Source organism: Paenibacillus sp. J22P277 (assembly GCF_059383675.1).
Genome location: NZ_JBXENS010000004.1, coordinates 777,130 through 802,555 on the forward strand (window position 1 = coordinate 777,130; position 25,426 = coordinate 802,555).

The window sequence follows — 25,426 nt, forward strand, 5'->3', positions numbered from 1 at the left end:
ACCATGATGCATCGGTTGCTGCAATTTCCCTCGCAATGGGAATGGCATATGCTGCATGCCAAACGACCGGACGTCTCCGGTCTGATGCGCAGCAGGAAACACGCCAGGAATGCCGCGGCGCCGCGGAACGAACCCGCCGGCGGGCAAGCCGGAGCCGAGCTTGATATCAAGCAGGCCCATCCGGATATCGCCGCTTGGCTTCAGGAAGTGGAAGGCTGCGCGCATAACCAAATATCGGTCTCCGAGCTCCCCGGCGGCCAATCCATCCTGCAAGGGACGCTGATGTTTCAAGTATCGGACGACGAGAACGACATCGAGCCCCTGCATTTTCGGGTCACCCGCGACAAGCTGGTAACGTACCAGAGCGACATGCGTTTCTCGCTCCGGCTTCAGCTCGATCCGTGGCACGATAAACTGCAGCGCTGCCAAACGGCGCCGGAAGCGCTGTTCGTCATGCTCGCCAGTATGCTGGAAACCTTCCATACCGGCCTCGACCGGTTCGAGACCCGGCTCGGCGAGCTGGAGCGGAAGATGAGCCGCCACAACAAGACGGGGCTCATGAACGTCATCTTCGAACGGCGCTACGAGCTGCTGCATTGGAGCCATCTCTTCATCCCGATCAAGGAGATCCAGGGCGCGGCCAAGGAAGCGTTCATGGACGAGCTGTCGAACCTGGAGGAGTTCAAGCGCATGGAGCTGCGGCTAGACCGCGTGCAAAACCTCCTCAGCCATTACGCGATGGAAATCGACACGCTGCTCATGATGGACGACGCCATCTCGAACTTCCGCGGCAACGATATCATGAAGACGCTCACGATCTTCACCGCCTTGTTCATGCCGGCCACGGTGATCGGCGCCGTGTGGGGCATGAATTTCGAGCGAATCCCTTGGGCGGGCGAGCGCTGGGGCTTCATTACCGTCAGCTCTCTCATCGTCGTCATTACGCTGCTGATCTACTGGTGGCTGTGGCATAAAGGCTGGACGGGCGATCTGCTGAACGGCCGCTCCCGCGGCGACATCGTCAGCGCGTCGCGGACGGACGGCTCCGATGCGGACCGGATCGATTCCGGCGAGGGGGACACGCTGCTGCCGCCCCGGAACCGGTCCGCGCGAATGCAGACGACGGTCTCGGTCACGCCTAAGCCCGCCGCGCCCGATGACGATTCGCCGGCACCGCTGCCTTCGCGCTCCAGCCGCTGATGGGCGGGCGGGATGGACACGCAGTATTCTATTCCAGAACGAAGGGAGCACTCCGCTGCCTGGCGCTATTGCCGGCCTGCGGAGTGCTCCCTTCGTGCATGCGTTACTTAATATCCACCACGACCAGACAGCGGTCGTCGGAGGTCAGTTCCTGCGGAAGCTCGCCGCCGAACAACGCGTCCTCCAGCTCTTTGAGCGGCGTCCGCATGCCGAACGGGCGCAGCAGCTCCGTCAAGCTGACTTCCCGGTCTTCCTCGTAATCCGTGCCGACCAGATCGTACATGCCGTCCGTGAACAGCATGATCCGGTCGCCCGGCTTGATCTCGAGCGTATGCTTCTCCAGCGACATCTCGACGAACAGGCCGATGGCCGCTCCGCCGAGCGCGAAATTCTCGACCCTGCCGTCGCCGCGGATCACGAGCCCCGGCGGATGCCCCGCATTGACGTATTCGAGCACGCCTTTGTTCAAATCCACGATCATGTACAAGCCCGTGAAATAATACTGGATCAGCTGGTCCGCGAATTGCAGCTGCTGCGAACGGCGATTCAGTTCCTTCACGACCCGCTTCGGCTCTACCTGCTTCGTCATCGCTTCCTTCAGCACGGAGGCGATGAACATGCTGGCCAGCGACGAGCTGATCCCGTGCCCCATGGCGTCGATCACCGCGATGCCGTACCGGTTGTCGTCGATCCGGTGCCAAGCGTACAGATCGCCGGACAGTTCCTCCGAAGGGCGGTAAATCGCATCGATCGCCATCCCTTCGTCGTCGACCGGCTGCGGCAGCGCCGCATACTGCACCTCTCTCGCCAGCTGCAGCTCTTCCGTGACCCTGCGGTCCCGCTCCTTATGCCAATCCTTCTGTTCCTTCAGCCGCAGCGCGACGCGAATGCGCGCCAGCAGCTCAACCCGGTTGATCGGCTTCGTCACGTAGTCGATCGCGCCGGCGTCCAGCGCTTCCGCCAGCTTCTTGGAATCCCCGATGGCCGTCACCATGATGATGGGAATGTCCCGAAGCCGGGGCGATTGCTGAATCCGGGCGCAGACCGTGATCCCGTCCACGCCGGGCATCATCATGTCGAGCAAGATCAAATCGATGCCGTGGCTGTCGTCCCCCGGAACGCCCTCCGGCTCTTGACCGTCCGCATCCAGTCCAAGCAAGGCGAACAGCTCCATGCCGCTTGCCGCCATCCGCATATCCGAATACCCCGCCCGCTTCAAAATTTCCCTGACCACGGTAATGTTCATCGGGTTGTCGTCCACGACGGCGATGCGCATGTTCCACCGCCTTGCCGTTCCGTCCTGTGCCGTCAATTTATTCATTACAGCTGCACTGCTCCTAGTCATGAATTTTCATCCCTGCCGCTTCCGCCGTACGTTGCAAGATCCTTCTTCTTGATTACCCCCGCCGCCGCGGAATTGAATCGCGATTCCGGCCCATTGACGTGACAGACGCCTAAGGCACCGCGGCCCAACGCCTCATACAATGAGAACAAGGAGAGGGGGAGCAGCCATGAACAACGGCAGCACGGCGGATTTGCGAACGGCGATATTCCTGGCGGCCGTATGCGGTCAAACCTACGTGCAATACGATAACGACGGGCTATTCCTGGTGCCGGAGACGTATCGTCTGGTCGGCCCGGTCGGCGCGTCTTCCTATGACGGCAAGGAGGAGCTGTTCGGCTTCGTGCTCGAATCCGACCGCGGCGTCATCCTGGCCTTTCGCGGCACGATCTCGCCGACGGACTGGATCACGGACATGATCGCCCAGCAGGTCGCCTTCAAGCCGATCGGGAAGAACTGCCTGGCGCACCGCGGCTTCACCGACGTCTACATGTCCGCCCGCGATACGATTTTCCGCCTGCTGAAGGAGACGCCCCCGGAGAAGCCGCTGTTCGTGACCGGCCACAGCCTCGGCGGCGCGCTGGCGACGCTGGCTTCCGTCGACATCGCCGTCAACCGCAAGACGGCGAGCCTGATCACGTATACGTACGGATCGCCCCGCGTCGGGGATCCCGGCTTCGTCCGGCGCTACAATACGGCCGTGCCGGTTTCCTTCCGCGTTCAGAACGAATTCGACGTCGTGCCGCATCTGCCTCCGCTAGTCTACACTTCGCCCAAGACGGACAAAACCTATTACTACCTGCACGTCAAGGAAGAAGTGAAGCGGAGCTTCCGGAACGGATCGGTAGGACTCAACCATGTCATCGGCAGCTACTTCGCCGATCTGGCGAACGAGGCGCCCGGCTTCGCGACGGCCGTCTGCTCGGCTCCGCCCGGATGGTGCCCGATCCATTAAGCTGCCCGGCGATGGATTCGCGGGCGGCTCGCCACTTGAGCGGAAACGGGATTACGGCAGCCGAAGCAGCGCGTCGATCCGGTTCCGCTCCGCTTTCGGCAGCCCCTGGAAGACAAGCGCGTACGAATGCGCGATCATATCGTATACTTCGCCCATCGGAATCGTGCCGTCCACCGTCACGGAGTTCCAGTGCTTCTTGTTCAAATGATAGCCCGGCTTCACTGCCTCGTACTGCTCGCGCAGGTTCTCGGCGATCACGGGATCGCATTTCAACGCGATCACGTTGTCCGAGATAAGCGCGAACATTTTGCCGCCGACCTTCATGACCAGCGGTTCCGGCCCGAACGGATAATCCTTCTCCGCGCATTTCATGGACAAGCAGTAATCGATAATCGGTTTCATTCGTGGAGGCCCCCGTTTCTGAAGTTACAGCCGCTTATAGACCGGTAAACTGTCCTTATCGTTAAAAAAACTGAAGGCGAGAATCACCTTCAGTTCTTCGTTTGCGTTATACGCCCATTTTCTTGCGCTGGTTGTTGACCTTTTTCGTATTCTGGCTCTTCATCGCTTGTTGGTTGCCGCCCGGACCGAACTTTTGCTTGCCGCCGTTCGCCTGTTCAAGCTTCTTCTGCGCGAGCTTCTGCTTGACGGCATCGGCAAGGGATACCTTTTTCGGCTGCTCCAGCTCTTGCTCTTGCGTTTCCGGCGTCGATTGGTTTTCTGACATTGAGATCACCTCGCCTTGATTGTACTACTCGTATTGTATCGCTTTTTCGTCGTGCTTTCCAGTGTCTCTCCGCACATTCGCGCAGGTTCTTGCGGCATCGGGCGCCTATTCCCTCAGCGCCTCGTTCAGCTTCGTGGAGCGCAGCTCCCGGTCTCCGCCGCGCAGCAGACCGCGCAGCCGGACCAGCTCACGCTGCAGGCGAAGCTTGTCGCCCCGCAGCTCCTCGATCTCCGCGAGCGCGGCCGCCAGCCGCTCCTCGAGCGAAGAATTCGGCTCGTTCATCTGCCGTCTCCCCTTTCCTGCCTTTACCCGATTTACGTATCATTGTAACGCGCGGCGGCCCTTCTTGTAAAAAAACCGGATGCGCGCGAAGGTCGGAGCGCGGGGCTCCAAGCTTCGGCCTATCCGGATGCGGCCTTAAACGGCCTGGACTTGCTTTACGTTTACGGGCAGCTTCTGCGTCGTGACGAGCTTGTTCTTGCCGTCGTACGCCCTCACGACGACCTCGATCTTCTTGCCCTTGTACGGCGCGAAATCAATCCGCGCTGTCCAAGGCGGCGATGCCGCCGTCGCGACGGTCCTGCCTCCGATGGCATAGGTCACCTTGGCGAGCGTCGGCGACCAGGTTTTCACGTAGGCGGACACGCGCTGCGGCGATGCCGGAACCCGGGGAAGCGGCACTCGCCGGCTTGTAGGCGACCGGCGATTCGTCGCCGACGCTGCTCAGGTAGAACGGGCTGCCAGCGGACTGCTTGTAGCCGGCGAGCAGCTTCGGATTGGCCGACAGCATGTAATACTTGATCCGTGCTGACGCGTCATGATTGCTGTCCAACCAGAAGACACCCTTCACCTTCGGGTACTGCATGGGGAGCGTGGCGTAAAACTCTTTCATTCGAAGGAACACCTTGACGCCGGAGGCTTCGATGTCGCGCGCAAGCTGATGCAAATAGGCGTCGTCCTTGACCTCGCCGATTTGTTAGTATTTGGCGATCGCTTCGGCGTATTTTCCCTGGCTGTCGAGCTTTTGCGCTTGTTTGTACGCGCCCCAAACGTCCATCGCCTGAACGTCCTGCGGACGCGCCGTCGAGAACGCGATCAGCGCCGCCGCCAACAGAAGCAGCAGTTTTCTTCCGAATGTCGCTTCTCCTCGAAAAATCCCCACCTGATGCCGTTCTCCCAACTCTCGTAAAATGGTTATCTATCGATTTCCATATTTCAGCATTTGCGAGGCGGGTTGAAAGGCGTCATCGGACAAGATTCGACGTAAAATCCAACAAATCTCCTCTGCCGACAGGCGAGCCGTGTTGTACAAGTGCAACAAATCTCATTATAATATTCGTTGTATAAGATGAATCCGTACTTGTGACATACATTAGGAGGCAAGGAATCTTTTGAAAAAAACCGTAATTCTATCCGTCGTCGTGCTCTGCATCGCGCTCGGGGCCGTGATCATAGCGAAGCAAACCTCCATCCTTCAGAACGCGTTCGGCGATTCGTCGGCCGCGGACGCCGATGGCAACACGAACCCGGCTTCCTCCGGGACAAGCAGCAGCGGAGACAATGGCGGGAGCAATGGCGCCGGCAAACCCGCCGGATCGCAGACGGACGACAACCAACCGGCAGCGGCGCAAACCTCCGCCCAATCGGAGCTCCAGCATTTTTTGCACGATAATGCGGCTTCGCGCACGACCATCAAAAAAGGCGGCATCGCCTTCGTCACGAATTCGGCCAGCACCCTCGTCCTCGTCAACAAGAAGCGCGAGCTCGACCCCGGCTACGTGCCGAGCGACCTGGTGAAGGCGCCGGTGCCCTTCTCCTTCTCCGGCGACAGCCCGAAGCAGGAGATGCGCAAGGTGGCCGCCGACGCGCTGGGCAAGCTGTTCGCGGGCGCCGAGCAGGACGGCATCGAGCTGAAGGCCGTCTCGGGATACCGGTCCTACGCCTCGCAAAAATCGATCTTCAACGCCTACGCCAAGACGCACGGCGAAGAGGAAGCGAACACGTTCAGCGCGCATCCCGGCCAGAGCGAGCATCAGACCGGCCTCGCGATGGACGTCTCCAGCGCCAGCGTCCATTACGGCCTCGAAGAAAGCTACGGCGAGACCAAGGAAGGCAAATGGTTGAAGGCGCACGCCGCGGAATACGGCTTCATTATCCGTTTCGAGCAAGGCAAGGAGAAAGAAACCGGCTACATGTACGAGCCTTGGCACGTACGCTACGTCGGCGTCTACGTCGCCAAGGACATCAAGAAGCTCGGCTTGACGCTGGAAGCGTATTTGGCCCGGTTCTAACGGACGCGCCAAGCGCCAAAAAAAGGCCGGCGGGTTGTCATTTTCATGACAACCCGCCGGCCTTTTTTCTATGTTCGTGCACGCTTAAAGCTCCAAGACCATCAAATCCCGGCCCATCGTGATTTTGCCCTGGAAGATATCCCGCATCCCCTGCGTGTATTCCGCTTCCGCTTCCTCCGTCGGATAAGGCGCCGGAATATGATGCGTCAGCACGAGATGGGGCACGCCGGCCTGCTTGGCCAGCTCCGCGACCTCCAAGGTCGTCGAGTGATACTTGGCCGGATTGTTCAGCGACTGCGCCTGTTCCGGGAATTCCGCGATCAGCGCGTCCAGCCACGGTTTGTTGTACGATTCGTGGATCAGCAGATCGGCGCCCTTGCTGTATTTGATCATGTTCGACACCGGAACGGTATCCCCGGAGACGATCGCCGACTTGCCGTTGTATTCGACCTTGTACGCAAGCGCGGGATACACCGGCCGGTGATCGACCTCGAACGCCGTAATCCGGATGCCGCCTTGGTCATACACGACGCCCTCGTTGGACTCATGGTACTCGATCCGCGAGGCGTCTTCCGCCGACAGGTTGTAATTGACCCGCAGGTTGGCGTCGAAGTCGAACGATTCCCGCATCTTTCCGATAATCTCGCGCGTCGTCGTCGGGCCGTACACGTTCATCGGGACCGACCGGCCTTCGAACACGCGGCCCGGCACGACATGCGTCCGCCAGCTGGAGATGAAGACGTCGAAGAATCCCGAGTTATGGTCGCTGTGATGATGCGTGAACAAGACATCCGACACGCGCTGCGGCATGATGCCCGCTTTGATCAGTTGATCCACGACGGCGCCGCCGCAGTCGATCAGGAACACCTTGCTGCCGGCCAGAATCGCGACCGAGGATTTAGCCCGGCCTCCGAAAGCCCTCGGCGTCCCGGTACCGAGCAGGATCACCTTCAGCTGCTCGTGGTAATCCGGCACGAGATTGTCTTGCTGTTGAATCAGCATGCCTGCCACCTCCGAAATCTTGCGTTATTTGTCCTTCTTCACTTCGTCAAGGACCGAAGGATCATAGAACTGACTCAGATCCACCTGACTCTCGTCGTCGATGCCTTTAATGTAGCCCGCGTCGAACGAGACCTTGGCCATCGTCTTGATCACGTCGAGATCCACGTCTTCTGTCAGGTTCAAATGGTCCAGCGCCGCTTTGATCAGCTTCGCGTCCATGCCTTTGCCGCTCAGCTCTTTCAATTCGTCGCTGATGATCGCATAGGAGTCGTCCGGATGCTGCTTGATGAAGTCGATGCCTTCTTCGTTGGCCTTGATCGCGCCTTTGGCCAAATCGCGGTGATCCTTCAGGAATTTATCGCTGGCCATCAGGATCGTCAGCGGATAATTGCCGTCGTTCGGCGGGATTTTGTCCCAATCCACCAGCACGACGCCGCTGCCTTCTTCGACCATTTGCGTGCCCCACGGCTCCGGAATAAGGGTCGCGTCGACTTCCTTCTGGCGCATGGCGACGAGCGTATCGGCCGGGGCACGGGTGATAATCTGTACGCCGGATTTGTCCGTCGTGACCTTCAGCCCTTCCTGCTGCAGCAGCAGGCGCAGGGAGATCTCGTTCGTGCTGCCCTTCGTCGGGATGGCCACCGTCTTGCCGACGAGATCCTTCACGGAGGCGATCCCGGCGTCCTTGCCCGCGATCAGCACCGCGCCGCCGTTGTTGGAGCCCGCGATGATCCGGAAGTTCTTGCTTTTCAAGTATTGGTTGATCGCCGGGCCCGGGCCGACGTAACCGAGATCGATCTGGTTCGTGGCGATCGCCGTGGAGAAGTCGGAACCGTTGTCGAAGGCCGTGACTTCGATCTTCGCGTTCTTGCCGAATTCCTCCTGGAAATATCCGTTCTTCAGAGCAACAAAGCCCGGCGCGTGCGTGACGTTCTTCAATATGCCGATCTTGACGGTCACCTGCTCGCCGGCCGACGCGGCCTTGTCGCCGTTCGAGCCGCAAGCGGACAGCAAGCCCGTCAACCCGAGCGCTACGCCCAGCAAGATCAGTTTCGTTCGGAGCTTCGATCGATTCGTCCTCTTTGCATCTTGCATTGTTTTTCCCCCGTATCCTGGATAGTCGAGCTTTTATTTTTTGGCCGTATGCAGGCCGAAGCGGACCATGATGCCGTCCTCCAGCCGCTTGAAACAAAAATGGTCGGAAATCGTGCCGATGACCGCGATGATGATGACCACGCATAGAATCGTCGCCGTGTCGCCGATGTCGCGGCTGTCCTGCAACGTTTGGCCGAGACCGAGTCCGCGGCCGATCAGCTCGCCCGCCGTAAGCGCTCGCCACGCGAATGCCCATGCCACGCGAACGCCCGTGATCAGATGCGGGAAAGCAGCGGGCAGCATGACCTGATAGAACATTTTCAAGCCGTTGCCCGTCCCCATCATCTGCGCCGCCCGGAGGTGAATCTTCGATATTTGCACGATGCCCGTTCGACTCGCCATCGACATCGTCCAGGTCGCGCCGATCGTCGTGATGAAGACGACCGAGGTGTCGTTCAGCCCGAACCAGATAATGGCGAAGGGCAGCCAGGCGATGCTCGGCACCGTCTGCAGCGCCACCACGAGGAAGCCGAAGGTCTCGTCGAAGAATCGGAACCGGGCAAACAGGAAGCCGAGTCCCGTCCCGAGAACGATGGAGATGACGAAAGAGATAAGCAGCCTGCGCATGCTGGCGACAATCGAGCCGAACAGATGCCCGTTCGCGAAGCCGTCGTAGAACGCCTCCAAGGTCTGCATCGGGGAAGGGAACTTCCAACCCCAATCGAAAATCCTATATCCCAACTCCCAGATTACGATCAGGAAGATCAGGAACAGCGTTCTTCGCAATGCGATAGTCATGGCCCATCTCCTCTCTGACGACCTTCTCCAGCTCCTCCGAGAGCGTCTCCATGATTTTGTTCTCGTAATGGTGAATGAGCGGATCGCCGGCTTGATGCGGCCGCGCCGCCTGAATGGCGAACTCCTGCTTGATCCGGCCCGGCTGCGTCGACATGACGAGCACGCGGTCGGACAGCAGCACCGCTTCCCGGATGTTGTGCGTGATGAACAGCACCGTCTTGCGCGTCCGCAGCCAGATGTCCTCCAGGTCCTTCTGCAAAATATACCGCGTCTGTTCGTCCAGCGCCGCGAACGGTTCGTCCATCAGCAAAATGTCCGGCTCCATGACGAGCGCCCTCGCGATGGCCACGCGCTGCTTCATCCCGCCGGACAGCTCATGCGGGTAGCGGTCGATGAATTTGCTCAGGTGCACCGACTTGATCTGCTCCAGCGCCCGCGCATGCCGTTCTTTCTTCGGCACGCCCTGCTGCTTCAAGCCGAACGCGACGTTGTCCAGCACGTTCAGCCACGGGAATAAGCCGTGCTCCTGAAATACGACGACCTTGCCCGCGCCCGGCCCTTTGACCGGTTCGCCGTTCACGCGAATCGTTCCGTCGTAGGCCTTCTCGAAGCCCGCGATCAGATTCAGCAGCGTGGATTTGCCGCAGCCGGAAGGACCGAGCAGGGAGACGAACTCCCCCTGCTTGATCGTAAACGAAACCTCGTCCAGCGCCTGATAGGACGTTCCCTTCTTCTGTTCGAAAGCTTTGCTGACCTTGTCGATCTCGATCATGCCGGTCCCTCCCCTCCAAGCTGCGCACGGTCATATCGCCGAGAAGAAACGGCTTGGATGATGAATGATGATTTGCTTCTTCGCGTACGTAATGAGCGATTTCTCCCGCCATTTGTTCAAGATCTCGGTCACCGTCTGCCTGCTGCAGCCGATCACGTACGAGATCTCCTCGTGGCTCAATTGAAGCTGCACCTCGATCTGATTGTCCTGCTCCCGGCCCATTTGCATCAGGAACCAGGCCAACCGCCAGGCGACCGGACGGCTGATCAGCGTCTCGACCATGTTCTGCGTCTGCAGCAGCCTGCGCGCGGTGATCACCGCCAGCGCGTAAGAGAACGACGCGTTCTCGCGGACAAGCTCCAGATAGAGGCGCGATTCCAGCGTCATGATCCGGCTCTCCGTCAAGCACTGGGCATAGCGCCTGCGGAGTATTCCGGTGAGCAGCTCCGCGTTGCCGAACATCTCGCCGGGATAGCGCAGGAATAAGGTGATGCCCTGGCCTTCCTGGGAAGATTGCGAGATTTTGATAAGCCCCGATTCTACGTAATGCGCAGCCGAAGGCGGATCGTTCTCCTGAAAGATAAATTCATGCTTGCGGCAGGTCCGCTCAGTGCCGTATGCGCGGAACACGCCCAGGATGATGTCCTTGACGTCGTCCGTCTCTTGAAAATCCTTGCGTTCGCCGAGTTCGTCCATGGCCGCGTTCACCTCGATCCGGTTTATGCTTATCGTTCAAGCAGGCATTATTCCGACTATTCTTATGCGATATAAGGATGATAACACAATTCGATGCACAAAAAATGTCGGGTATCCGACAAAACGAATGAAATTTTGTGGCATTGCGCCGCCGCGGAAGCCTCGGCATACGAAAAAAGCCTGCCGCAAGAAGCGCGGCAAGCCCGATCGTACTCGTTCCGATTTTTATTCGGATTTCATTCGATTGTCATTCGATCCTCATTCGATCCTTCGTGCCATCGTGCGTCGCGCCGCCAACAGGGACACGATTCCGGAAGCCCGCTACAGCCGCTGCTGCTCGATCCACGCGATTCGCTTGGACCGGCCCCCCTTGAGCACGGAATCCGCGATCGCGAATTCCGACTGCAGCTTGCTCACGACAGCGCGTACCTCGCTCGCTGCCCGAAGCGTCTGATTCTGGGCTTCCTGGATCCGCTTCTGCACGATCCAGTCGGCGATCAGCCCGTCGAACCAATAGTCCCCGAACTTGAGCATGCCGCTGACGTCGATCCCGACGTCGACGGTCCGCTCCAGATCGGCCAGCTCGTCGCGAAAATTCCGCATCAGATGGTTGGCGTTGTTCATCGATACCTTCGCGGCGTCCACATGTTCATGCTTCATGTGCGTGCTGACGAGCCCGCCGCCGCCCCACAGATCCCAATTGCCCCAACCCTCGGCTTTCTCCAGGCTGTGCGAAGCGTCCTCCAACGAAGTCAGCACGCGCCGGCCGGCCGTCAGCGCCTCCTCGAGCTCCTTCGCCAAAATCGACTGGTCGGCGATTTGCGCTTCCATCTCCGCCAGCTCGGCGCCGTATGAAGGGGAGTTCCGCAGATTCGCTTCCTTCTCGGCCAGCAGCTGCTTGTATTCCCGCTCCGCGTTCCGGCAGTCCGCAAGCTCGTCGCCGAGGCGGAAAATATCCGCCTGCAGCTGCTCCTGCGCCTGCTTCGCCTCCTGCAGCTTCAGCGCGGCGGCGAGCGCCTGCTGACGCTCCAGCTCCAGCTGCTCCTCCTTGCTGCGAAGCAGCGTACGGAACAAATTCGCCAGCGACATGCGGGTCAAATTGTCCACGTCCGCCTGCTCCGACTCCAACTGCAGCTCCAGCTCGAAGACGCGCTTCTCGTTCTCGCGGAGCCGGCCGCGCAGCTGCTCCTGCCGCCGCTGCGCCTTTTCCAGCCGATGCATGCGTTCCCTTGCTTCCGCCAAGCGGTCGAACTCCGAATCCGTCATCGTCGATTGCTCCCTTCCTCGTCACCACAGGTATATACGCGGGCAGTCGCGCCGGGATGCGGCGGCCGCGAAAAAACCGTTCCCCGGAGGGTCCCGGAGAACGGTTCCGCGCGATTTTGTTTGCCGGGCCGCGAATCCGACGGTTTCCTGAGCCTTCCAGCTTTCCTGACCGCGAATCTGCTGGTTCCTGTCAGCCATCCAGTCTGCCGGACGCGAATCCGACGGTTCCCTTAGCCTTCCAGTTTACGGAACAAATCCTTGAACACGCCGTCGCGCTCGACATAATCCACGTACCGGATGAAGTGGCGCGACTTGTCGACGCTCCAACGGCCGTCGTCCGACAGCACCGGGCTATGGACAAGCGAGCTCGGCAAATAGTCGTCGTTGACGAGATAAGCGACCGTCGTCACGTCCCAGATCACGCGGGAATAGCCGAAATGGTCCGGGCTGCAATCCCGGAACGTCTCGTACAAATATTGGCCGACCGGGCCTTTCTCCTTCACGTACGCTTCGATCTCGGAAAGCGTCGTGCGCAGATGGGACGTGACGCCCATGCACGGAATCAGCACGAGCGGCACGCCGCTGTTCAGCACGATGCGGGCGGCGGGGACGTCCTGGTACAGGTTGAATTCTCTCGTATCCGGCCAGTGCAAGGCATGCCCGCCCAGCCACACGACGACGATCCGCTCGATGATCCGCGGCTCCATCAGGATCGCGGACGCGACGTTCGTGATCGCCCCGATCGCGAGCACGTAGAGCGGGTCCTCCTCGGTCGACGCCATCGCCCGCTCCACGAGATCGCGCGCGGCGGCGCTTTCGACCGGCGTAGCCGCTTCCGGCAGGTAGCCCCCGGAGCCGCGATGTATCGGAATGCCGGCCATTTCCGGCATGATGGAAGCGATGCGGAGCAGCTCGTTATAGCTCTTCTCCATGCCGTCCTTCGGACCGGTCGAGAGATCGTTGAAGAACGGCGCCGCGTAGAACGCCTCCACCGTAACGCTCTCCGGCGATTTCAGCGCGTAGATGACGGCGAACTGGTCGTCGATTTCGTTGAACGTGTCGGTGTCCAGCACCATGCGGACCTTGCGCCGCGGATGCGCGAGGCGCTGCAGCAGCTTTTGTTCGGATATAACGGGGTAGTTGACCATGGATTCCATCCTCTCTTCGGATCGCGAAATAAGCAAAACCCGCGCTTGCCGGACAGCGCGTAATCTTTTATGATTTGGTTATTCGGAAGCGGTCGATTCTTGATGTCATGCTCATTTTACAACGACTGCGCGGGTGGTTCGTTCTATGATGTGGCTGATTGTTTTTACGATGTGGCTGGATGAAGGACGGGAGGCGGCGGCAGATGCACGCGCAAATGGATTTTATGTTTCAGTCGGTTCGCCCGGCGGGCTCCTACATGCCGATGCATGCGCACACGTGCTGCGAGCTTGTCTACTACGGCGCGGGCAGCGGAACGACATGCATCCGCGAGGTCGCCAGCGCCTACAAGCCCGGCACCTACGCCATCCTGGCCCCGGGAACCTTGCACGACGAGCGGCGGCTGGCGGAGACCAACGTCATCTGCGTCGGTTTCCGGCTGACGGGCGTCGAGACGGAGCTGCCGGAAGGCGTGCACGAGGACGAGGCGGACAGGCCCATGGAGAAGCTGCTCCATGCGATGCTCAAGGAAATGCAGGAACAGCGGCCGTATTATCACGAGAACTTGAATTACCTGCTCGGCATGATCGTCATCGAACACCGGCGGAGCGTCCAAGTAAGCGCATACAAGGGTTCGGCCGACCATCTGGTCTATGCGCGGTCGTTCATCGACGAGAATTACAATCAGAAGATTTCGGTGGAGGAACTAGCGGAGATGGCGGGGTACAGCTATCATCATTTCAGGCATTTGTTCAAAACGAAATTCGGCCGCTCGCCGATCGCTTACCTGCTGAACAAACGCATTCAGCGGGCAAGCCATCTGCTGCTCCACAGCACCCTGACCGTCGCGGCCATCGCGGAGGAATGCGGCTTCTCGAGCGGCGCCCAGTTCAGCACCTTGTTCAAGCGCGAGCGGGGCGCATCGCCGAGCGGGTACCGGCAAACGCGGATTTAATCGAATACCGGAGGTCCGGCCTTGACCATGAACGGCTGTCCGTTGGCGTAATAATGCGTCTCCCGGTAGACCTTGAAGGCGACCTCGACCTCCGGAATGCCCGTGGTCAGCAGGTGGTTCGTGATTGCATTGGCCACGTTGTCCTGCGTTTCCCGGCCGCGGTCGAACCAGGCGACCTCGACGAAAGGAAACGTCGGGACGATGGCGCCGTCGAGGATCGTCGTCGTCGTCAAGCAGTCGAGGGTGAAATTATCTTTGCTGCACCGGCAAATTCGCGCCAGTTCGTCGACGAGCGCCCCGCTGATTTTCATGACTTCCGTGATGTTGACGCCTCGCATCGTAAGTTGGGGCATAGTGCGGAACACTCCCTTTATTCGTAATCGTAGAACCGTTCTTCCTCGGCGGCATTTTGCAGGTCTTCGCCGGTCACGACGATGATCGCGTATCCGGGCGTAATCTCGGCGTGCTTGCGCGCGAGCTCGAGCAGAAACCGCGGCGAACCATCCTGCTCTTCGTCGTAGATGAGCAGCAGGCCCTCCGTGTTGTCCAGCAGAAACCGGTCGCGCGCCTTGAACTGCCATGGACCCGCGTATTTCTGTTTGGAGACGCTGTTCACGTAATCCGCGCCGGCTAGAATCGTGGCATACGACGTTTTTTTCTGCTCGCTCCAATTCTCGTCCTGCTCCAGGAAAGGCGTAATCACGGCCAAGCGCAGCGAATCGTATTCAGCTCTAAGCTCCAGCGCGACTTCTGCAGCCCACAGCTCAACACCCCACTGTCCGCTCACGATCACCCATTCCAGTCCCTCTTCGACCAAGGCCCGCAGCCGCTGCCTGAGCGCTTTCTTGATGATGCCCACGCCGGGATGCTTGTCGGAGAAAATGCCCAGCTCGGAAGCTTTGTATCCGGTAACCAGAACCTGTTTCATCGTCTTGTGCTCCTTGTTCGCGCTTCTAGCTAAGCGTAGCACAAATAAAGAGCGCCGGACAACCCGGCCTGCGGCAAGGCTTGCGTCCGACGCTCGATGATGGAATGGAACCTACGCGATGCCTTGCGTTAACCCTTCGTTGCCGTATGCGGCTACGCTTCCATTCCCTTCGGATAATGCTCCTTCGGCTCCCGGATGACATGGCCGTCGTCCAGCCTGACGTACGTCGCGAAGTCCCGCGCGTCCCGCTGCAGCTTGATGACGCGCGCGCCCCGCGGAAAGCCTTCCCGGCCGTATGTCTGATAACCGGTGGCCCGCCCGTAGCAAAGCCGAATATCGTGAAGGGCGCCCCAATAATCGTTGACGTGATCGTGGCCGCAGAACGTCCCGACGACGTCCCCCATCTCCAGCATGGCAGCGAATAATCCGGAATTGACCGGCGGACAGGCAACGCCCTCGTGCTTGCTGCCGAAGCACAGCTCCTTCTTCCAGACCTGCTTGTATTCCGGCAGCGGAATGTGGAAGAAGGCCAGCGACGGCAGCGGTTCTCCGCCGTTCGCCGCGGTGATCGCGGCCGACTGCGCCGCGTACCAATTGATCTGGTCGCGCTGGATCCATTGGTACCCGATCAGATGCGGAAGCTCGGAGTAGCTGCCGCTGTCGAACAGGTAAAGCGCGTTGACCGGCTTGCCGCTCTCCGGGTCATGCACGAACAACACGGCGTTGCCCTCGCCGCTCAGCTCCCGCGGCCCCGCTTCGCCGACGCAGGACGCATGTTCCAGCTGCACGCTCATCAGCTCGCCGCGCGAGACGAGATGCTCCGTGTCGTGATTGCCCAACACCGCCGCCCACGGGATTCCCCGGCCGTCCACGGTCTTCACCGCGTCCCGGAACGATTGCCGCGGATCGACGCAGTCTTTGCTGTAGATCACGTCCCCGGTGAACACGACGAGATCCGGCGATTCCGCGTCCAGCACCCGCTCCATGAGCATGCGGGTCAGGATGTCGCCCGGTTCCCCGTTCTGCCAATGCAGATCCGTGAACTGCACGATCGTGAACGTGCCGTCCTCGCGATAGTTCAATGCTTGCTTCATCATGTATCCTCTCCCCGCCGGCCTTCGCGCCGCGTTAATATGACGATTCCACGCCAGCCTCAAGCCCGAAGACGCCGTCGATCGCCGCAAGCGAGACGATGACCTCCTCGAACCGCTTGGATGGTCCCAGCTTCAGCTGCAGCCGGACGATCAACATCTCGGCGCGTTCCGGCGCGGTCTCCGCTTCCTCGTTTTCAACGATGATTTTGTTGATGCCGATGCCGCTCCGGTGCAGCTCCGCCACGACCTTGCTGAGGCTCGCGGAATCCTTGTCGACGCGCAGGACCACGTCTCTCCTGCGCTTCGTCCTCGAAAACTTCTTCTCCAGCTTGTTCAGCACGAACAGGCTGACGACCACGAGCACGGTCAGCACCGCGGAGCCGTAGTAGAAGCCCGCGCCGACCGTCAAGCCGATGGCGGCCACGACCCACAAGGATGCCGCGGTCGTCAAGCCGGAGACGGTAATGCCCGTGCGCAGGATCGTGCCCGCGCCGAGGAAGCCGATGCCGCTGATAACCTGGGCCGCAAGCCGCGCCGGATCGAGCCGCACGTTGGGATCGGTCGAAAACTCCGCAAACCCGTAGATGGACAGCAGCACGATCGCGGCGGATCCGAGGCAGACCAGGATATGCGTCCGGAATCCCGCCGAATGCCCGCCAAGCTCGCGCTCAAGGCCGATCAGCCCGCCGAGCGCCAGCGCAAGCACCAGGCGGACCGTCAATTCCCAATAACCGATATGCCAAATGCTGGGGTCGTACACTTGCGTCACGGATGTCGCCATATGCATTCATTCCTTTGCTATGATCGGTGCCGGAGCCGGACAGCTCCGCCCATGCCCTTTGTCTTTATCTATACGCGGCGCGCGCTTGCCATGCGTCGGGCGCGCAAAAAAAATAAAACCCGGCCGAAACGCCGGGTTGGCATGCGCGGACAACGGGAGCGGATAACCGCTCGTCCCCGCCGCCGTCCGCTTGCTGTCGTCAGCCTTTAATTACCGCTTCAGCTGCGATTCGAACCAGTCATAGCCGGCGCCGACATGCTCCGGGCGATGCGCGTCGGAGCCGTACACGAGCGCGATCCCCTGCGCTTCGCAGGCGCGCATGAACCATTCCGGCACGTAAGGCTTGCCGCAGGTCGGCACGCGAAGCCCGGCGGCGTTCGCGTCGATGCCGATGCCGCCCTGCGCCAGCTTCGGCAATATCGCGGTTAAACGATCCTTGATCTGCGTCTCGTCGATCGGGGGCAATTTGGCCGCGAATTTCTCGATCAGGTTGATGTGGCCGATCCGCTTGCGCATCGGAAGCCCCGATGCCCACTCGACGGCGGCCTCCACATGGTTATAGTATTCGTCGACGACCTTCTCCATCGTGCCGTAGTAGGACAGCAGGTTCGCCGCGAAATCCTCCGCCGTGAAATCGATGCAGCGCATGCCGCCCGCGCCCGGCAAAAAATGCACGGAATAGACGACATCCTCGAGCTTGTCCATATACCGGTCCACGATCGCTTCCGTAAAAGGCAGCGCGCCTTGCAAATAGTCCAGCTCGAGCCCGATCGCGATTTCGATTCGGCCCTCGTACTTCCGTTTAATGGTGGATACGTAGTCCATGTAGAGCGGCAGCTCGGCATCCGGCATGGCCAGCTCCGCCATCAGCCGCTTATCCGGCACCCAATCGGCCGGCAGCGGCGGGTGCTCGCTGATCGTGTACCGCTGGAAACCAAGCTCGATCGCGCGCTCGATATAGGCGTCCGACTCCTCGGAACTGCCATGGTAACAAAATTTCGTATGCGTGTGCCCATCCCATTTCAGCACCGGCGGCATGGTATTCCTCCCGTTCTCCCTGCCAAGTGTTAAGCAGCAGTAAATGTATGCATGGTTCCAAGTATACCATCCGGGCAGAGCCAAGCAACTCTTGCTTTTTTTAATTCCGCCGTGCATCTTCTAACCCGCCGTAATTCTGCTATAATGAATTCTGTTCATTACGGAAATTCTAGACGCAATGCTAACCATCGACAATGTTTTCCTGATGCGGAGAAAAGAGAGGTTCCATCCATGATTAGCCGATTCAAACGATTACTGATCGGGCGGCCGATGAAGAGCGCCGAGCTCGAGGGAGAGAAGCTGACCAAGCTGAAGGCGCTTGCCGTGCTCTCCTCCGATGCGCTGTCGTCGGTCGCCTACGGCACGGAGCAAATCCTGCTCGTGCTGATGGCGGCCGGATTCGCCGCGGTATGGTTTTCCATCCCGATTTCGATCGCCGTCCTGGGCTTGTTATTGATTCTGATCTTATCGTACCGTCAAACGATTTACGCGTATCCCAAAGGCGGCGGCGCTTACATCGTCGCCAAGGACAACCTCGGGGTGCCGACCGGATTGCTCGCGGGCGGCTCGCTGCTCGTCGATTACATCCTGACCGTCGCCGTAAGCTCCTCGGCCGGAACGGACGCCATCACGTCGGCCTTCCCGTCCCTGCACGACCACCGGGTATTGATCGCGCTCGTCATGATCGTGTTCCTGACCGTCATGAACCTGCGCGGGATCGGGGAATCCGCTTCCGTGCTCGCCTATCCCGTCTATCTGTTCGTCGGGGCCGTGTTCCTGCTGATCATCGCCGGCGTCGTCAAATTCGCCCTTCACGGCGCGAGCGGCGGCATTCCCGAGCTCGGCACGGCCGTCTCCAACATCAGCCTCTTCATGCTCCTGAAAGCGTTCAGCTCGGGCTGTTCCGCGCTGACGGGGGTCGAGGCCGTCTCCAACGCCATCCCGAACTTCAAGAAACCGGCGGAACGCAACGCCGCGGTCACGCTCATGATGATGGGCGTCATCCTGGGGGCCATGTTCATCGGCATCAGCCTGCTCGCCTACTGGAACGGCATCGTGCCGAGCGCGACGGAAACCGTCGTGTCGCAAATCGCCAACGCCACGTTCGGACGGGGCTTCCTGTATTACGCGATCCAAGGCATCACCGCGTTGATCCTGTTCCTGGCGGCGAACACCGCCTATTCGGCCTTCCCGCTGCTCGCCTTCATGCTGGCGAAGGACAAATACATGCCGCATGCCTTCATGGTTCGCGGCGACCGGCTCGGGTTCTCGAACGGCATTATCTTTCTCGGCGTGTTCTCGGCCCTGCTCGTCATCCTGTTCCACGGCGACACGGAAAATCTCATTCCGCTCTACGCGGTCGGGGTCTTCATCCCGTTCACGCTCTCGCAGCTCGGCATGATGCTCCGCTGGCTGCGCCTGAAGCCGGCCAACTGGCTGTTCGGCTTCATCGTCAACACGATCGGCATGCTGACGACGCTGATCATTACGCTGATCTTTATCTTCACGAAATTCTCGCAGATCTGGATGGTCTTCATCTTCCTGCCGATCGTCATCTTCATCTTCTTCAAGATCAACCGGCATTACATGAACACGGCCGACGAGCTGCGCGTCAACATCGACAAGGAGAAGCCCGCGATCAAAGGCAGCACCATCGTCGTGCCCGTCGCCGGCATCACGAAGGTCGTTCTCCAGTCCATCAGCTACGCCAAGTCGCTGACCGACAACGTCGTCGCCGTCTACGTCGGGTTCGACGAGGAAGAGATCGAGCGGCTCGAGAAGAAATGGGAAGAGTGGGATCCGGGCGTCCGCCTGATCGTCCTGCGCTCGAGCTACCGCAGCATCATCCGGCCGATCGTCCGCTTCATCGAGACGGTGGAATGGAAGACGCAGGAGTCGGACCATATCACGGTGCTGATCCCGCAGTTCATCACGAAGCATTGGTGGCAGAATTTCCTGCACAACCAATCGAGCCTACTGCTCCGCGCCTACCTGTTCAATCAGAAAGACGTCGTCGTCGCGACGGTGCCGTATCATTTGATGCGCTAGCGCCGGTCGCAACAAACGATTCGATACGCGGTAAAAGCGCGCCTCCCCCGGGAGGCGCGCTTTTGTTATAGGCCGGGGCTCGGACGGTCGGGGTCGTATGGCTGCTTAGGCTGCTTCATTTGTAATCTTGGCTTAAGTGGTAATTTTAGCGGCCTCCGTGTCCGCAAACTTCATGTTGCGCGTTCTCGCTAGCGTCCGCTAGACGCGGCGCGTCAACCGCTGCGCGTCCAATACCCTGACCCGGTGCCCGGTCTCCTCGTGCACCAAGTACGGCTCCCGCACATGGTCGATGAACAGAATCCCGTTCAAGTGATCGATCTCGTGCTGCATGCATACGGCGAGATAACCGTCCGCCTCCAGCAGGACCGAATCGCCGGAACGGGTCAGCGTGCCGACCTTCACCGACTGGGCGCGCTTCACCAACCCTCGATAGCCGGGATAGGACAAGCAGGCCTCCGCCACGGTCTGCTCGCCGGATGCCTCGAGGATGACCGGATTGATCAGCTCGATCAGCCCGTCACCGCAATCCATGACGACGGCCCGGCGCAGGATGCCGATCTGCGGAGCGGCAAGCCCCGCGCGACCATCGGCCGCGTACAACGTATCGCTCATATCGTCCAGCAGCTTGATGATTCTCGCGTTGATCTCCTCGATCGGCTTGGCGATTTTGCGCAATGCGGGATCGCCGAACGGGAGGATCGTTTTCTCCGCCATGTCCGTCCTCCTCTCCTCTTCGCGGTTCATGAATCAGGCGCCCTTCGTAAAGGTCGGCGTATGCACCCACAGGTCGCTTGGCGTGCAGGCCAGCGCGGTGCACAGCGCGTCCATCGTCTCGGCCTTCAGCTGCTTCGGCGGCGCGTTCAGCAGCGCGCCGATGGACGGCGCGGACAACTCGTAGCCGGCTTTCTCCTTCAGCAGCCGGGCGAGAGCGGCGCCGGACCAGATTCCCCGCTCCGCCATGATTTGCCGCAGTTTCCAGATCAGCATGATCGCAAGTCCTCCTTTGTCGATGAACAATATTTAGGCAATGCCTAATAATATTAGTTACTACCTAAATTATCATACGCAACGAAACACCGCAACCTGCTTCTTCATTTACGCGCGGGTGTTCCGTATAATGAACGCTATAACAGTGAAGCAGGGAGTGGATTGCATGAACAGAAGACAAGTATTCACGGGTTCGCCCTGGGAACCGGTCGTCGGTTATTGCCGCGCCGTTCGCGTCGGCGACCGCATCGAAGTGGCCGGCACGACCGCGATCAAGGACGGCGAGGTCGTCGGCCCCGGCGATCCGTACGAGCAGGCAAGATTCATTTTGCAAACGATCGAAGGCGCCTTGAACGAGCTCGGCGCCAAGCTCTCCGATGTCGTGCGGACGCGGATGTTCGTGACGGATATCGCGAGATGGGAGGAGATCGGAAAGGCGCACGGGGAGTATTTCCGCGATATTCAGCCGGCCGCCACGATGGTGGAGGTCAAGGCGCTGATCGATCCGCGGCTGATGGTGGAGATCGAAGCGGAAGCGATCGTCGGGCGATAGCCGCTCATACAATCAGAAAGACGCAGGGCCGCTTAACGGCAGCCCTGCGTCTTTCTGATTATCGTCTATTGCGTCAAGCCAATATCGCATCGATCAAAGCAAGCTCTTCCTGCGTCAGCTCCGGCGCCTCGAGCGCGCCGACGGCGTCTTCGATCTGGCTGACCTTGCTCGCGCCGATCAGCGCGGAGGTGACGCGTCCGCCGCGGAGCACCCAAGCGAGCGCCAGCTGCGACATTTTCTGGCCGCGGGACTTTGCCAGCTCGTCCAGCTTGCGGACCTTGGCTAGTCGCTCCTCGGTCACATGCTCCGGCCGCATGAAGACCGAAGGGCCGGCCGCGCGCGAATCCGGCGCAATGCCGTCCAGGTAACGGTCCGTCAGCATGCCTCCGGCGAGCGGCGAGAAGGCGATGGTGCCGATGCCCTCTTCGTCCAGCACATCCTGCAGCCCGTCTTCGATCCAGCGGGACAGCATCGAATAATTCGGCTGGTGGATCAGGCAAGGCGTGCCGAGCGACTTCAGAATCCGCGACGCTTCGCGGGTCTGCTCCGCCGAGTAGTTGGAGAGGCCGACATACAGCGCCTTGCCTTGGCGGACGATCAGATCGAGCGCGCCCATCGTTTCTTCCAGCGGCGTGTTCGGATCCGGACGGTGATGGTAATAAATATCGACGTAGTCAAGGCCCATCCGCTTCAAGCTCTGGTTCAGGCTGGCGACGAGGTTCTTCTTGGACCCCCACTCGCCGTACGGCCCCGGCCACATGTAATAACCGGCCTTCGTCGAGATGATCAGCTCGTCCCGGTAAGGAGCGAGGTCCTGCTTCAGCAGCGTGCCGAAGTTCTCTTCCGCGGAGCCGGGAGGCGGTCCGTAATTGTTCGCGAGATCGAAGTGGGTGATGCCGAGGTCGAACGCCCTTCTCGCCATCGTACGCTGATTCTCCAGCACGTTGATGCCGCCGAAATTATGCCACAGCCCGAGCGACACCGCGGGGAGCCGAAGCCCGCTTCGCCCTGAGCGGTTGTATGTCATTTTGTCGTATCGCGCTTGATCTGCCAAATAGGTCATTGTCATATCCTCCTCTTTGTCCATTCACATCCATCTTAATGCAAAGCCGAGGATCGGCCAATGTCAGCATGGCTGATTGTTATGTGACAAAGTCAGGATTAGCCGCGGAAGGGATACACTGCTTCGGGGAGACGCCCTTCACTTTCTTGAACATTTTAGAGAACAGCAGCGCATCCTGGTAACCGACGGAACGGGCCACCTCGCCGACGGTATACGAGCCGCTTCCGAGCAGGTCGCATGCCTTGTCCATGCGGTAATGGAGCAAATACTGCTGCGGCGGCATCCCGAGCGCTTCCTTGAACAGCACGGAGAAATATTTGCGGTCCAGGCCGATGTGGGAGGCGAGCTGGCTGACGGTAATGCTTTCGCTGTAATGGGTATGAATGAAGTCCATGCTGCGGTGGACATATCCGTCCTGCTTCCGGATAGGCGGCTTCGCGGCCGCAGCCGGCGCCGCTTCCGTCAAGGCGAACATAAACTCGTACAGCAGCGCGGTCAATCGCAGGCCCGCGATGCCTCCATTGGACAGCGCGTCGCTCAGCGCTTCGTGCAGGCCGGGCATCAGCCTCAGGTCCATGGGGAATACCGGATTATCCGGCGTCAGGCTCGTCCCCGCCAGGATATCGCCCATCTGCACGCCTTGAAAGGCGATCCACGAATACGTCCACGGCTCGTTCCCGTCCGCTTCGTAATGCGTCACGACATGCGGATAAATGATGAACGCCTCGCCCGCCGACAGGCGGAACGACCGTTCGCCCACGTTCACGGTTCCGAAGCCGTCATGCACGAAATGCACCTTGTAGCATTCCCGAATCCCCGGACCGACGGAATGGCCCGGCGCGCATTGCTCCTTCCCCCAGTACAACAACTGCAGATCGGGATCGGCGCTGAAAGGCCGTTCGGGGTTGAAAGTCGATTTTCCCATGCCGGATGCCTGCCTCCTCTTGCTACGCTCGCAACGCTATCTGCTAGCAATCATAGCATATTGCCGGCCAAATAACCGCCTGCGGTCGGGAAGCGGAGGAACGGCAGGATGCCTAACGACGCTTATCCGAGCAAGGAAACAGGAGGCCCTTCGCAAGACTCCTGAATCGAATGTCCCTGGCTTATCAACGAATATCCGGCGGCATTCCGCGAATCGGCGGAACGCGGCGCGCTCGCTCCCCAGACCGCAATAGCCGGCGGCGAACGCAGCGGAAGGCGGCCGCTTTGCATTCGCGCCGGCTATTGCGCGCCCGGTCGGCGGAGTCAGTTTGCCAGCAAATCCATGAAACGATGCACGGGCATCGCCTCCAGCTTCTGCGGGTCGCCGAACAGCTCGGCGATGCGCTCGACCCGTTCTTTGGAATAATGCGTGCCCAGATTCGCTTCGAATTTCAGTTTCAGCATCGGAAGGCCTTCGTTCCGCCGGCGCTTGTGGCCGATCGGATATTCCGTGACCTCCTGCTCCGTCATGCTGCCGTCCCGGAAGAACACCTGCACGGCATTGGCGATGGAGCGCTTCTCCGGATCGAGGTACTCGCGGGAGTATTGCGCGTTCTCCGTTACCTTCATCAGCCCGCGCAGCCTGTCGATGCGGGGATCGCCCGCCGCCTCGTCCTCGTAATGATCGGCCGTCAGCCGCCCGTGCAGCAGACCGACGGCGGTCATGTACTGGAGGCAGTGATCGCGGTCGGCGGGGTTATGCAGCGGTCCGCTCTTGTCGATGATCCGAATGGCGGACTCGTGCGTCGAGATGACGATTCTGGCGATGTCGTCCAGTCTGTCGGCAACGAGCGGATGCAGGCGAATCGCGCTTTCCACCGCGGTTTGGGCATGGAATTCGGCGGGATACGCGACCTTGAACAGCACGTTCTCCATGACGTAGGAGCCGAACGGCCGCTCGAGCGCAACGGGCCGGCCATTGAACAAGGCGTCGCTGAAGCCCCAGCCCTTGGCCGTGAGCGCGGACGGATAGCCCATCTCGCCGCGCAGCGTCAGGAAGGCCAGCTGCAGGGCGCGGCTCGCCGCGTCCCCGGCCGCCCAGGACTTGCGCGGCCCCGTGTTGGGCGCGTGGCGGTAGACGCGCAGCGGATGTCCGTCGAGCCACGCCTGCGAGAGCGCGTTGATGATGTCGTCCCGGGTGCCGCCGAGCATGCCGGTCGCAACGGCCGTGGAAGCGACCTTCACGAGGATGACATGGTCCAATCCGACGCGGTTGAAGCTGTTGCCGAGCGCCAGGACGCCTTGAATCTCATGCGCCTTGATCATGCCGGTGAGGACGTCCTTCATTTGCAGCGGCGGCTTGCCCGCCGTCTCGTTCTTCCGGCTGACGTAGTCGGAGGCGGCCAGGATGGCGCCGAGGTTGTCGGACGGATGCCCCCATTCCGCCGCGAGCCACGTGTCGTTGTAATCCAGCCAGCGGATCATGGTGCCGATATTGAACGCTGCCGTTACGGGGTCAAGCGCGTAGGACGTGCCCGGAATCCGGACGCCTTCGGGCAGCTCCGCGCCGGGCACGACGGGGCCGAGCAGCTTCGTGCATGCCGGGTACTTCAGGGCAAGGATGCCGCAGCCCAGCGTATCCATCAGACAATAGCGCGCCGTCTCGTACGCCGAATCGCTCCGTATGCGGTAATTCGCCGCATAATCGGCGATATCGACGAGCAGTTGATCCGGCTCGGGTCTTGCATTCGTTTCGTGCGACAT

At 60.3% G+C, this 25,426-nt stretch carries 29 protein-coding genes; 6 read left to right on the forward strand and 23 right to left on the reverse strand.

Translation table 11 applies throughout. The features are described from left to right. Positions 1-3 precede the first annotated feature (3 nt). Positions 4-1,200 carry a magnesium transporter CorA family protein gene (locus AC50YL_RS16800; protein ID WP_494833340.1) on the forward strand — a complete coding sequence of 399 codons (1,197 nt, stop codon included), beginning with the start codon at positions 4-6 and terminating at the stop codon, positions 1,198-1,200. A 103-nt stretch (positions 1,201-1,303) separates the two neighbouring features. Here AC50YL_RS16800 and AC50YL_RS16805 read toward each other — a convergent pair whose 3' ends face one another. Next, the gene (locus AC50YL_RS16805; protein WP_494833341.1) at positions 1,304-2,521 is read right to left on the reverse strand and encodes a PP2C family protein-serine/threonine phosphatase; all 1,218 of its coding nucleotides are present in this window, start codon (positions 2,519-2,521) and stop codon (positions 1,304-1,306) included. Positions 2,522-2,711: 190 nt separating this feature from the next. Between AC50YL_RS16805 and AC50YL_RS16810 the strand changes: the two genes are divergently transcribed. Then, positions 2,712-3,497 (forward strand): lipase family protein, encoded by a 786-nt coding sequence (locus AC50YL_RS16810; protein WP_494833342.1) that lies wholly within the window; start codon positions 2,712-2,714, stop codon positions 3,495-3,497. Positions 3,498-3,548: 51 nt separating this feature from the next. On the opposite strand, the gene AC50YL_RS16815 is transcribed toward AC50YL_RS16810, so the two are convergent. From AC50YL_RS16815 to AC50YL_RS16835, 5 genes are all read right to left on the reverse strand, one after another. Then, positions 3,549-3,899, reverse strand: a complete 351-nt coding sequence (locus AC50YL_RS16815) for an MmcQ/YjbR family DNA-binding protein (RefSeq protein WP_494833343.1) — start codon at positions 3,897-3,899, stop codon at positions 3,549-3,551. A gap of 106 nt (positions 3,900-4,005) precedes the next feature. Further along, complete coding sequence (locus AC50YL_RS16820; protein WP_494833344.1) at positions 4,006-4,224, reverse strand: hypothetical protein; 219 nt, start codon at positions 4,222-4,224, stop codon at positions 4,006-4,008. Positions 4,225-4,329: 105 nt separating this feature from the next. Further along, positions 4,330-4,506 carry a hypothetical protein gene (locus AC50YL_RS16825; protein ID WP_161742723.1) on the reverse strand — a complete coding sequence of 59 codons (177 nt, stop codon included), beginning with the start codon at positions 4,504-4,506 and terminating at the stop codon, positions 4,330-4,332. 253 nt (positions 4,507-4,759) lie between these two features. After that, the gene (locus AC50YL_RS16830; protein WP_494833345.1) at positions 4,760-5,170 is read right to left on the reverse strand and encodes a hypothetical protein; all 411 of its coding nucleotides are present in this window, start codon (positions 5,168-5,170) and stop codon (positions 4,760-4,762) included. 30 nt (positions 5,171-5,200) lie between these two features. Continuing rightward, positions 5,201-5,386 carry a hypothetical protein gene (locus AC50YL_RS16835; protein WP_494833346.1) on the reverse strand — a complete coding sequence of 62 codons (186 nt, stop codon included), beginning with the start codon at positions 5,384-5,386 and terminating at the stop codon, positions 5,201-5,203. A gap of 229 nt (positions 5,387-5,615) precedes the next feature. Between AC50YL_RS16835 and AC50YL_RS16840 the strand changes: the two genes are divergently transcribed. Then, a complete protein-coding gene (locus AC50YL_RS16840; RefSeq protein ID WP_494833347.1) occupies positions 5,616-6,515 on the forward strand; it encodes a M15 family metallopeptidase in 900 nt (299 codons plus the stop codon). 84 nt (positions 6,516-6,599) lie between these two features. Here the strand turns inward: AC50YL_RS16840 and AC50YL_RS16845 are convergent, their stop codons facing one another. From AC50YL_RS16845 to AC50YL_RS16875, 7 genes are all read right to left on the reverse strand, one after another. Then, positions 6,600-7,517 carry an MBL fold metallo-hydrolase gene (locus tag AC50YL_RS16845; RefSeq protein ID WP_494833348.1) on the reverse strand — a complete coding sequence of 306 codons (918 nt, stop codon included), beginning with the start codon at positions 7,515-7,517 and terminating at the stop codon, positions 6,600-6,602. A 24-nt stretch (positions 7,518-7,541) separates the two neighbouring features. Then, positions 7,542-8,612: an ABC transporter substrate-binding protein gene (locus tag AC50YL_RS16850; RefSeq protein WP_494833349.1), complete on the reverse strand. Its 1,071-nt coding sequence runs from the start codon at positions 8,610-8,612 to the stop codon at positions 7,542-7,544. A 33-nt stretch (positions 8,613-8,645) separates the two neighbouring features. Continuing rightward, positions 8,646-9,410 carry an ABC transporter permease gene (locus AC50YL_RS16855; RefSeq protein WP_494833350.1) on the reverse strand — a complete coding sequence of 255 codons (765 nt, stop codon included), beginning with the start codon at positions 9,408-9,410 and terminating at the stop codon, positions 8,646-8,648. After that, on the reverse strand, positions 9,343-10,182 hold the full coding sequence (locus AC50YL_RS16860) for an ABC transporter ATP-binding protein (protein ID WP_494833351.1): 840 nt from the start codon (positions 10,180-10,182) through the stop codon (positions 9,343-9,345). The genes AC50YL_RS16855 and AC50YL_RS16860 overlap by 68 nt, the downstream gene beginning before the upstream one ends. Before the next feature lie 30 nt (positions 10,183-10,212). Continuing rightward, positions 10,213-10,878: a Crp/Fnr family transcriptional regulator gene (locus AC50YL_RS16865; protein WP_494833352.1), complete on the reverse strand. Its 666-nt coding sequence runs from the start codon at positions 10,876-10,878 to the stop codon at positions 10,213-10,215. A 321-nt stretch (positions 10,879-11,199) separates the two neighbouring features. Further along, on the reverse strand, positions 11,200-12,144 hold the full coding sequence (locus tag AC50YL_RS16870) for a hypothetical protein (RefSeq protein ID WP_494833353.1): 945 nt from the start codon (positions 12,142-12,144) through the stop codon (positions 11,200-11,202). A gap of 230 nt (positions 12,145-12,374) precedes the next feature. Then, positions 12,375-13,292 (reverse strand): nucleoside hydrolase, encoded by a 918-nt coding sequence (locus AC50YL_RS16875; RefSeq protein WP_494833354.1) that lies wholly within the window; start codon positions 13,290-13,292, stop codon positions 12,375-12,377. Positions 13,293-13,495: 203 nt separating this feature from the next. On the opposite strand from AC50YL_RS16875, the gene AC50YL_RS16880 reads away from it, so the two are divergent. Beyond that, the gene (locus AC50YL_RS16880) at positions 13,496-14,245 is read left to right on the forward strand and encodes an AraC family transcriptional regulator (protein ID WP_494833355.1); all 750 of its coding nucleotides are present in this window, start codon (positions 13,496-13,498) and stop codon (positions 14,243-14,245) included. Here AC50YL_RS16880 and AC50YL_RS16885 read toward each other — a convergent pair. From AC50YL_RS16885 to hisJ, 5 genes are all read right to left on the reverse strand, one after another. Beyond that, a complete protein-coding gene (locus AC50YL_RS16885) occupies positions 14,242-14,598 on the reverse strand; it encodes a DUF1904 family protein (RefSeq protein ID WP_494833356.1) in 357 nt (118 codons plus the stop codon). The genes AC50YL_RS16880 and AC50YL_RS16885 overlap by 4 nt on opposite strands. Before the next feature lie 17 nt (positions 14,599-14,615). After that, positions 14,616-15,173: an SLOG family protein gene (locus AC50YL_RS16890; protein ID WP_494833357.1), complete on the reverse strand. Its 558-nt coding sequence runs from the start codon at positions 15,171-15,173 to the stop codon at positions 14,616-14,618. A 152-nt stretch (positions 15,174-15,325) separates the two neighbouring features. Then, positions 15,326-16,270: a metallophosphoesterase family protein gene (locus AC50YL_RS16895; RefSeq protein ID WP_494833358.1), complete on the reverse strand. Its 945-nt coding sequence runs from the start codon at positions 16,268-16,270 to the stop codon at positions 15,326-15,328. Between the two features lie 31 nt (positions 16,271-16,301). After that, positions 16,302-17,048: an MgtC/SapB family protein gene (locus AC50YL_RS16900; protein WP_494833359.1), complete on the reverse strand. Its 747-nt coding sequence runs from the start codon at positions 17,046-17,048 to the stop codon at positions 16,302-16,304. Positions 17,049-17,258: 210 nt separating this feature from the next. Further along, positions 17,259-18,086 (reverse strand): histidinol-phosphatase HisJ, encoded by an 828-nt coding sequence (gene hisJ, locus AC50YL_RS16905; RefSeq protein WP_494833360.1) that lies wholly within the window; start codon positions 18,084-18,086, stop codon positions 17,259-17,261. A gap of 231 nt (positions 18,087-18,317) precedes the next feature. On the opposite strand from hisJ, the gene AC50YL_RS16910 reads away from it, so the two are divergent. Beyond that, positions 18,318-20,135, forward strand: coding sequence for an APC family permease (locus AC50YL_RS16910; RefSeq protein WP_494833361.1), 1,818 nt, complete (start codon positions 18,318-18,320; stop codon positions 20,133-20,135). 198 nt (positions 20,136-20,333) lie between these two features. Here the strand turns inward: AC50YL_RS16910 and def are convergent, their stop codons facing one another. Together def and AC50YL_RS16920 are read right to left on the reverse strand one after the other, a co-directional pair. After that, positions 20,334-20,849 carry a peptide deformylase gene (gene def / locus AC50YL_RS16915; RefSeq protein WP_494833362.1) on the reverse strand — a complete coding sequence of 172 codons (516 nt, stop codon included), beginning with the start codon at positions 20,847-20,849 and terminating at the stop codon, positions 20,334-20,336. A 33-nt stretch (positions 20,850-20,882) separates the two neighbouring features. Beyond that, the gene (locus AC50YL_RS16920; protein ID WP_494833363.1) at positions 20,883-21,122 is read right to left on the reverse strand and encodes a helix-turn-helix domain-containing protein; all 240 of its coding nucleotides are present in this window, start codon (positions 21,120-21,122) and stop codon (positions 20,883-20,885) included. Between the two features lie 166 nt (positions 21,123-21,288). Here AC50YL_RS16920 and AC50YL_RS16925 point away from each other — a divergent pair, with 166 nt between their 5' ends. Further along, on the forward strand, positions 21,289-21,675 hold the full coding sequence (locus AC50YL_RS16925; RefSeq protein WP_494833364.1) for a RidA family protein: 387 nt from the start codon (positions 21,289-21,291) through the stop codon (positions 21,673-21,675). A 73-nt stretch (positions 21,676-21,748) separates the two neighbouring features. Here the strand turns inward: AC50YL_RS16925 and AC50YL_RS16930 are convergent, their stop codons facing one another. From AC50YL_RS16930 to AC50YL_RS16940, 3 genes are all read right to left on the reverse strand, one after another. Continuing rightward, the gene (locus tag AC50YL_RS16930) at positions 21,749-22,738 is read right to left on the reverse strand and encodes an aldo/keto reductase (protein WP_494833365.1); all 990 of its coding nucleotides are present in this window, start codon (positions 22,736-22,738) and stop codon (positions 21,749-21,751) included. Positions 22,739-22,817: 79 nt separating this feature from the next. Beyond that, complete coding sequence (locus AC50YL_RS16935) at positions 22,818-23,663, reverse strand: AraC family transcriptional regulator (protein ID WP_494833366.1); 846 nt, start codon at positions 23,661-23,663, stop codon at positions 22,818-22,820. Between the two features lie 323 nt (positions 23,664-23,986). Next, positions 23,987-25,426, reverse strand: coding sequence for a bifunctional 2-methylcitrate dehydratase/aconitate hydratase (locus AC50YL_RS16940; protein ID WP_494833367.1), 1,440 nt, complete (start codon positions 25,424-25,426; stop codon positions 23,987-23,989).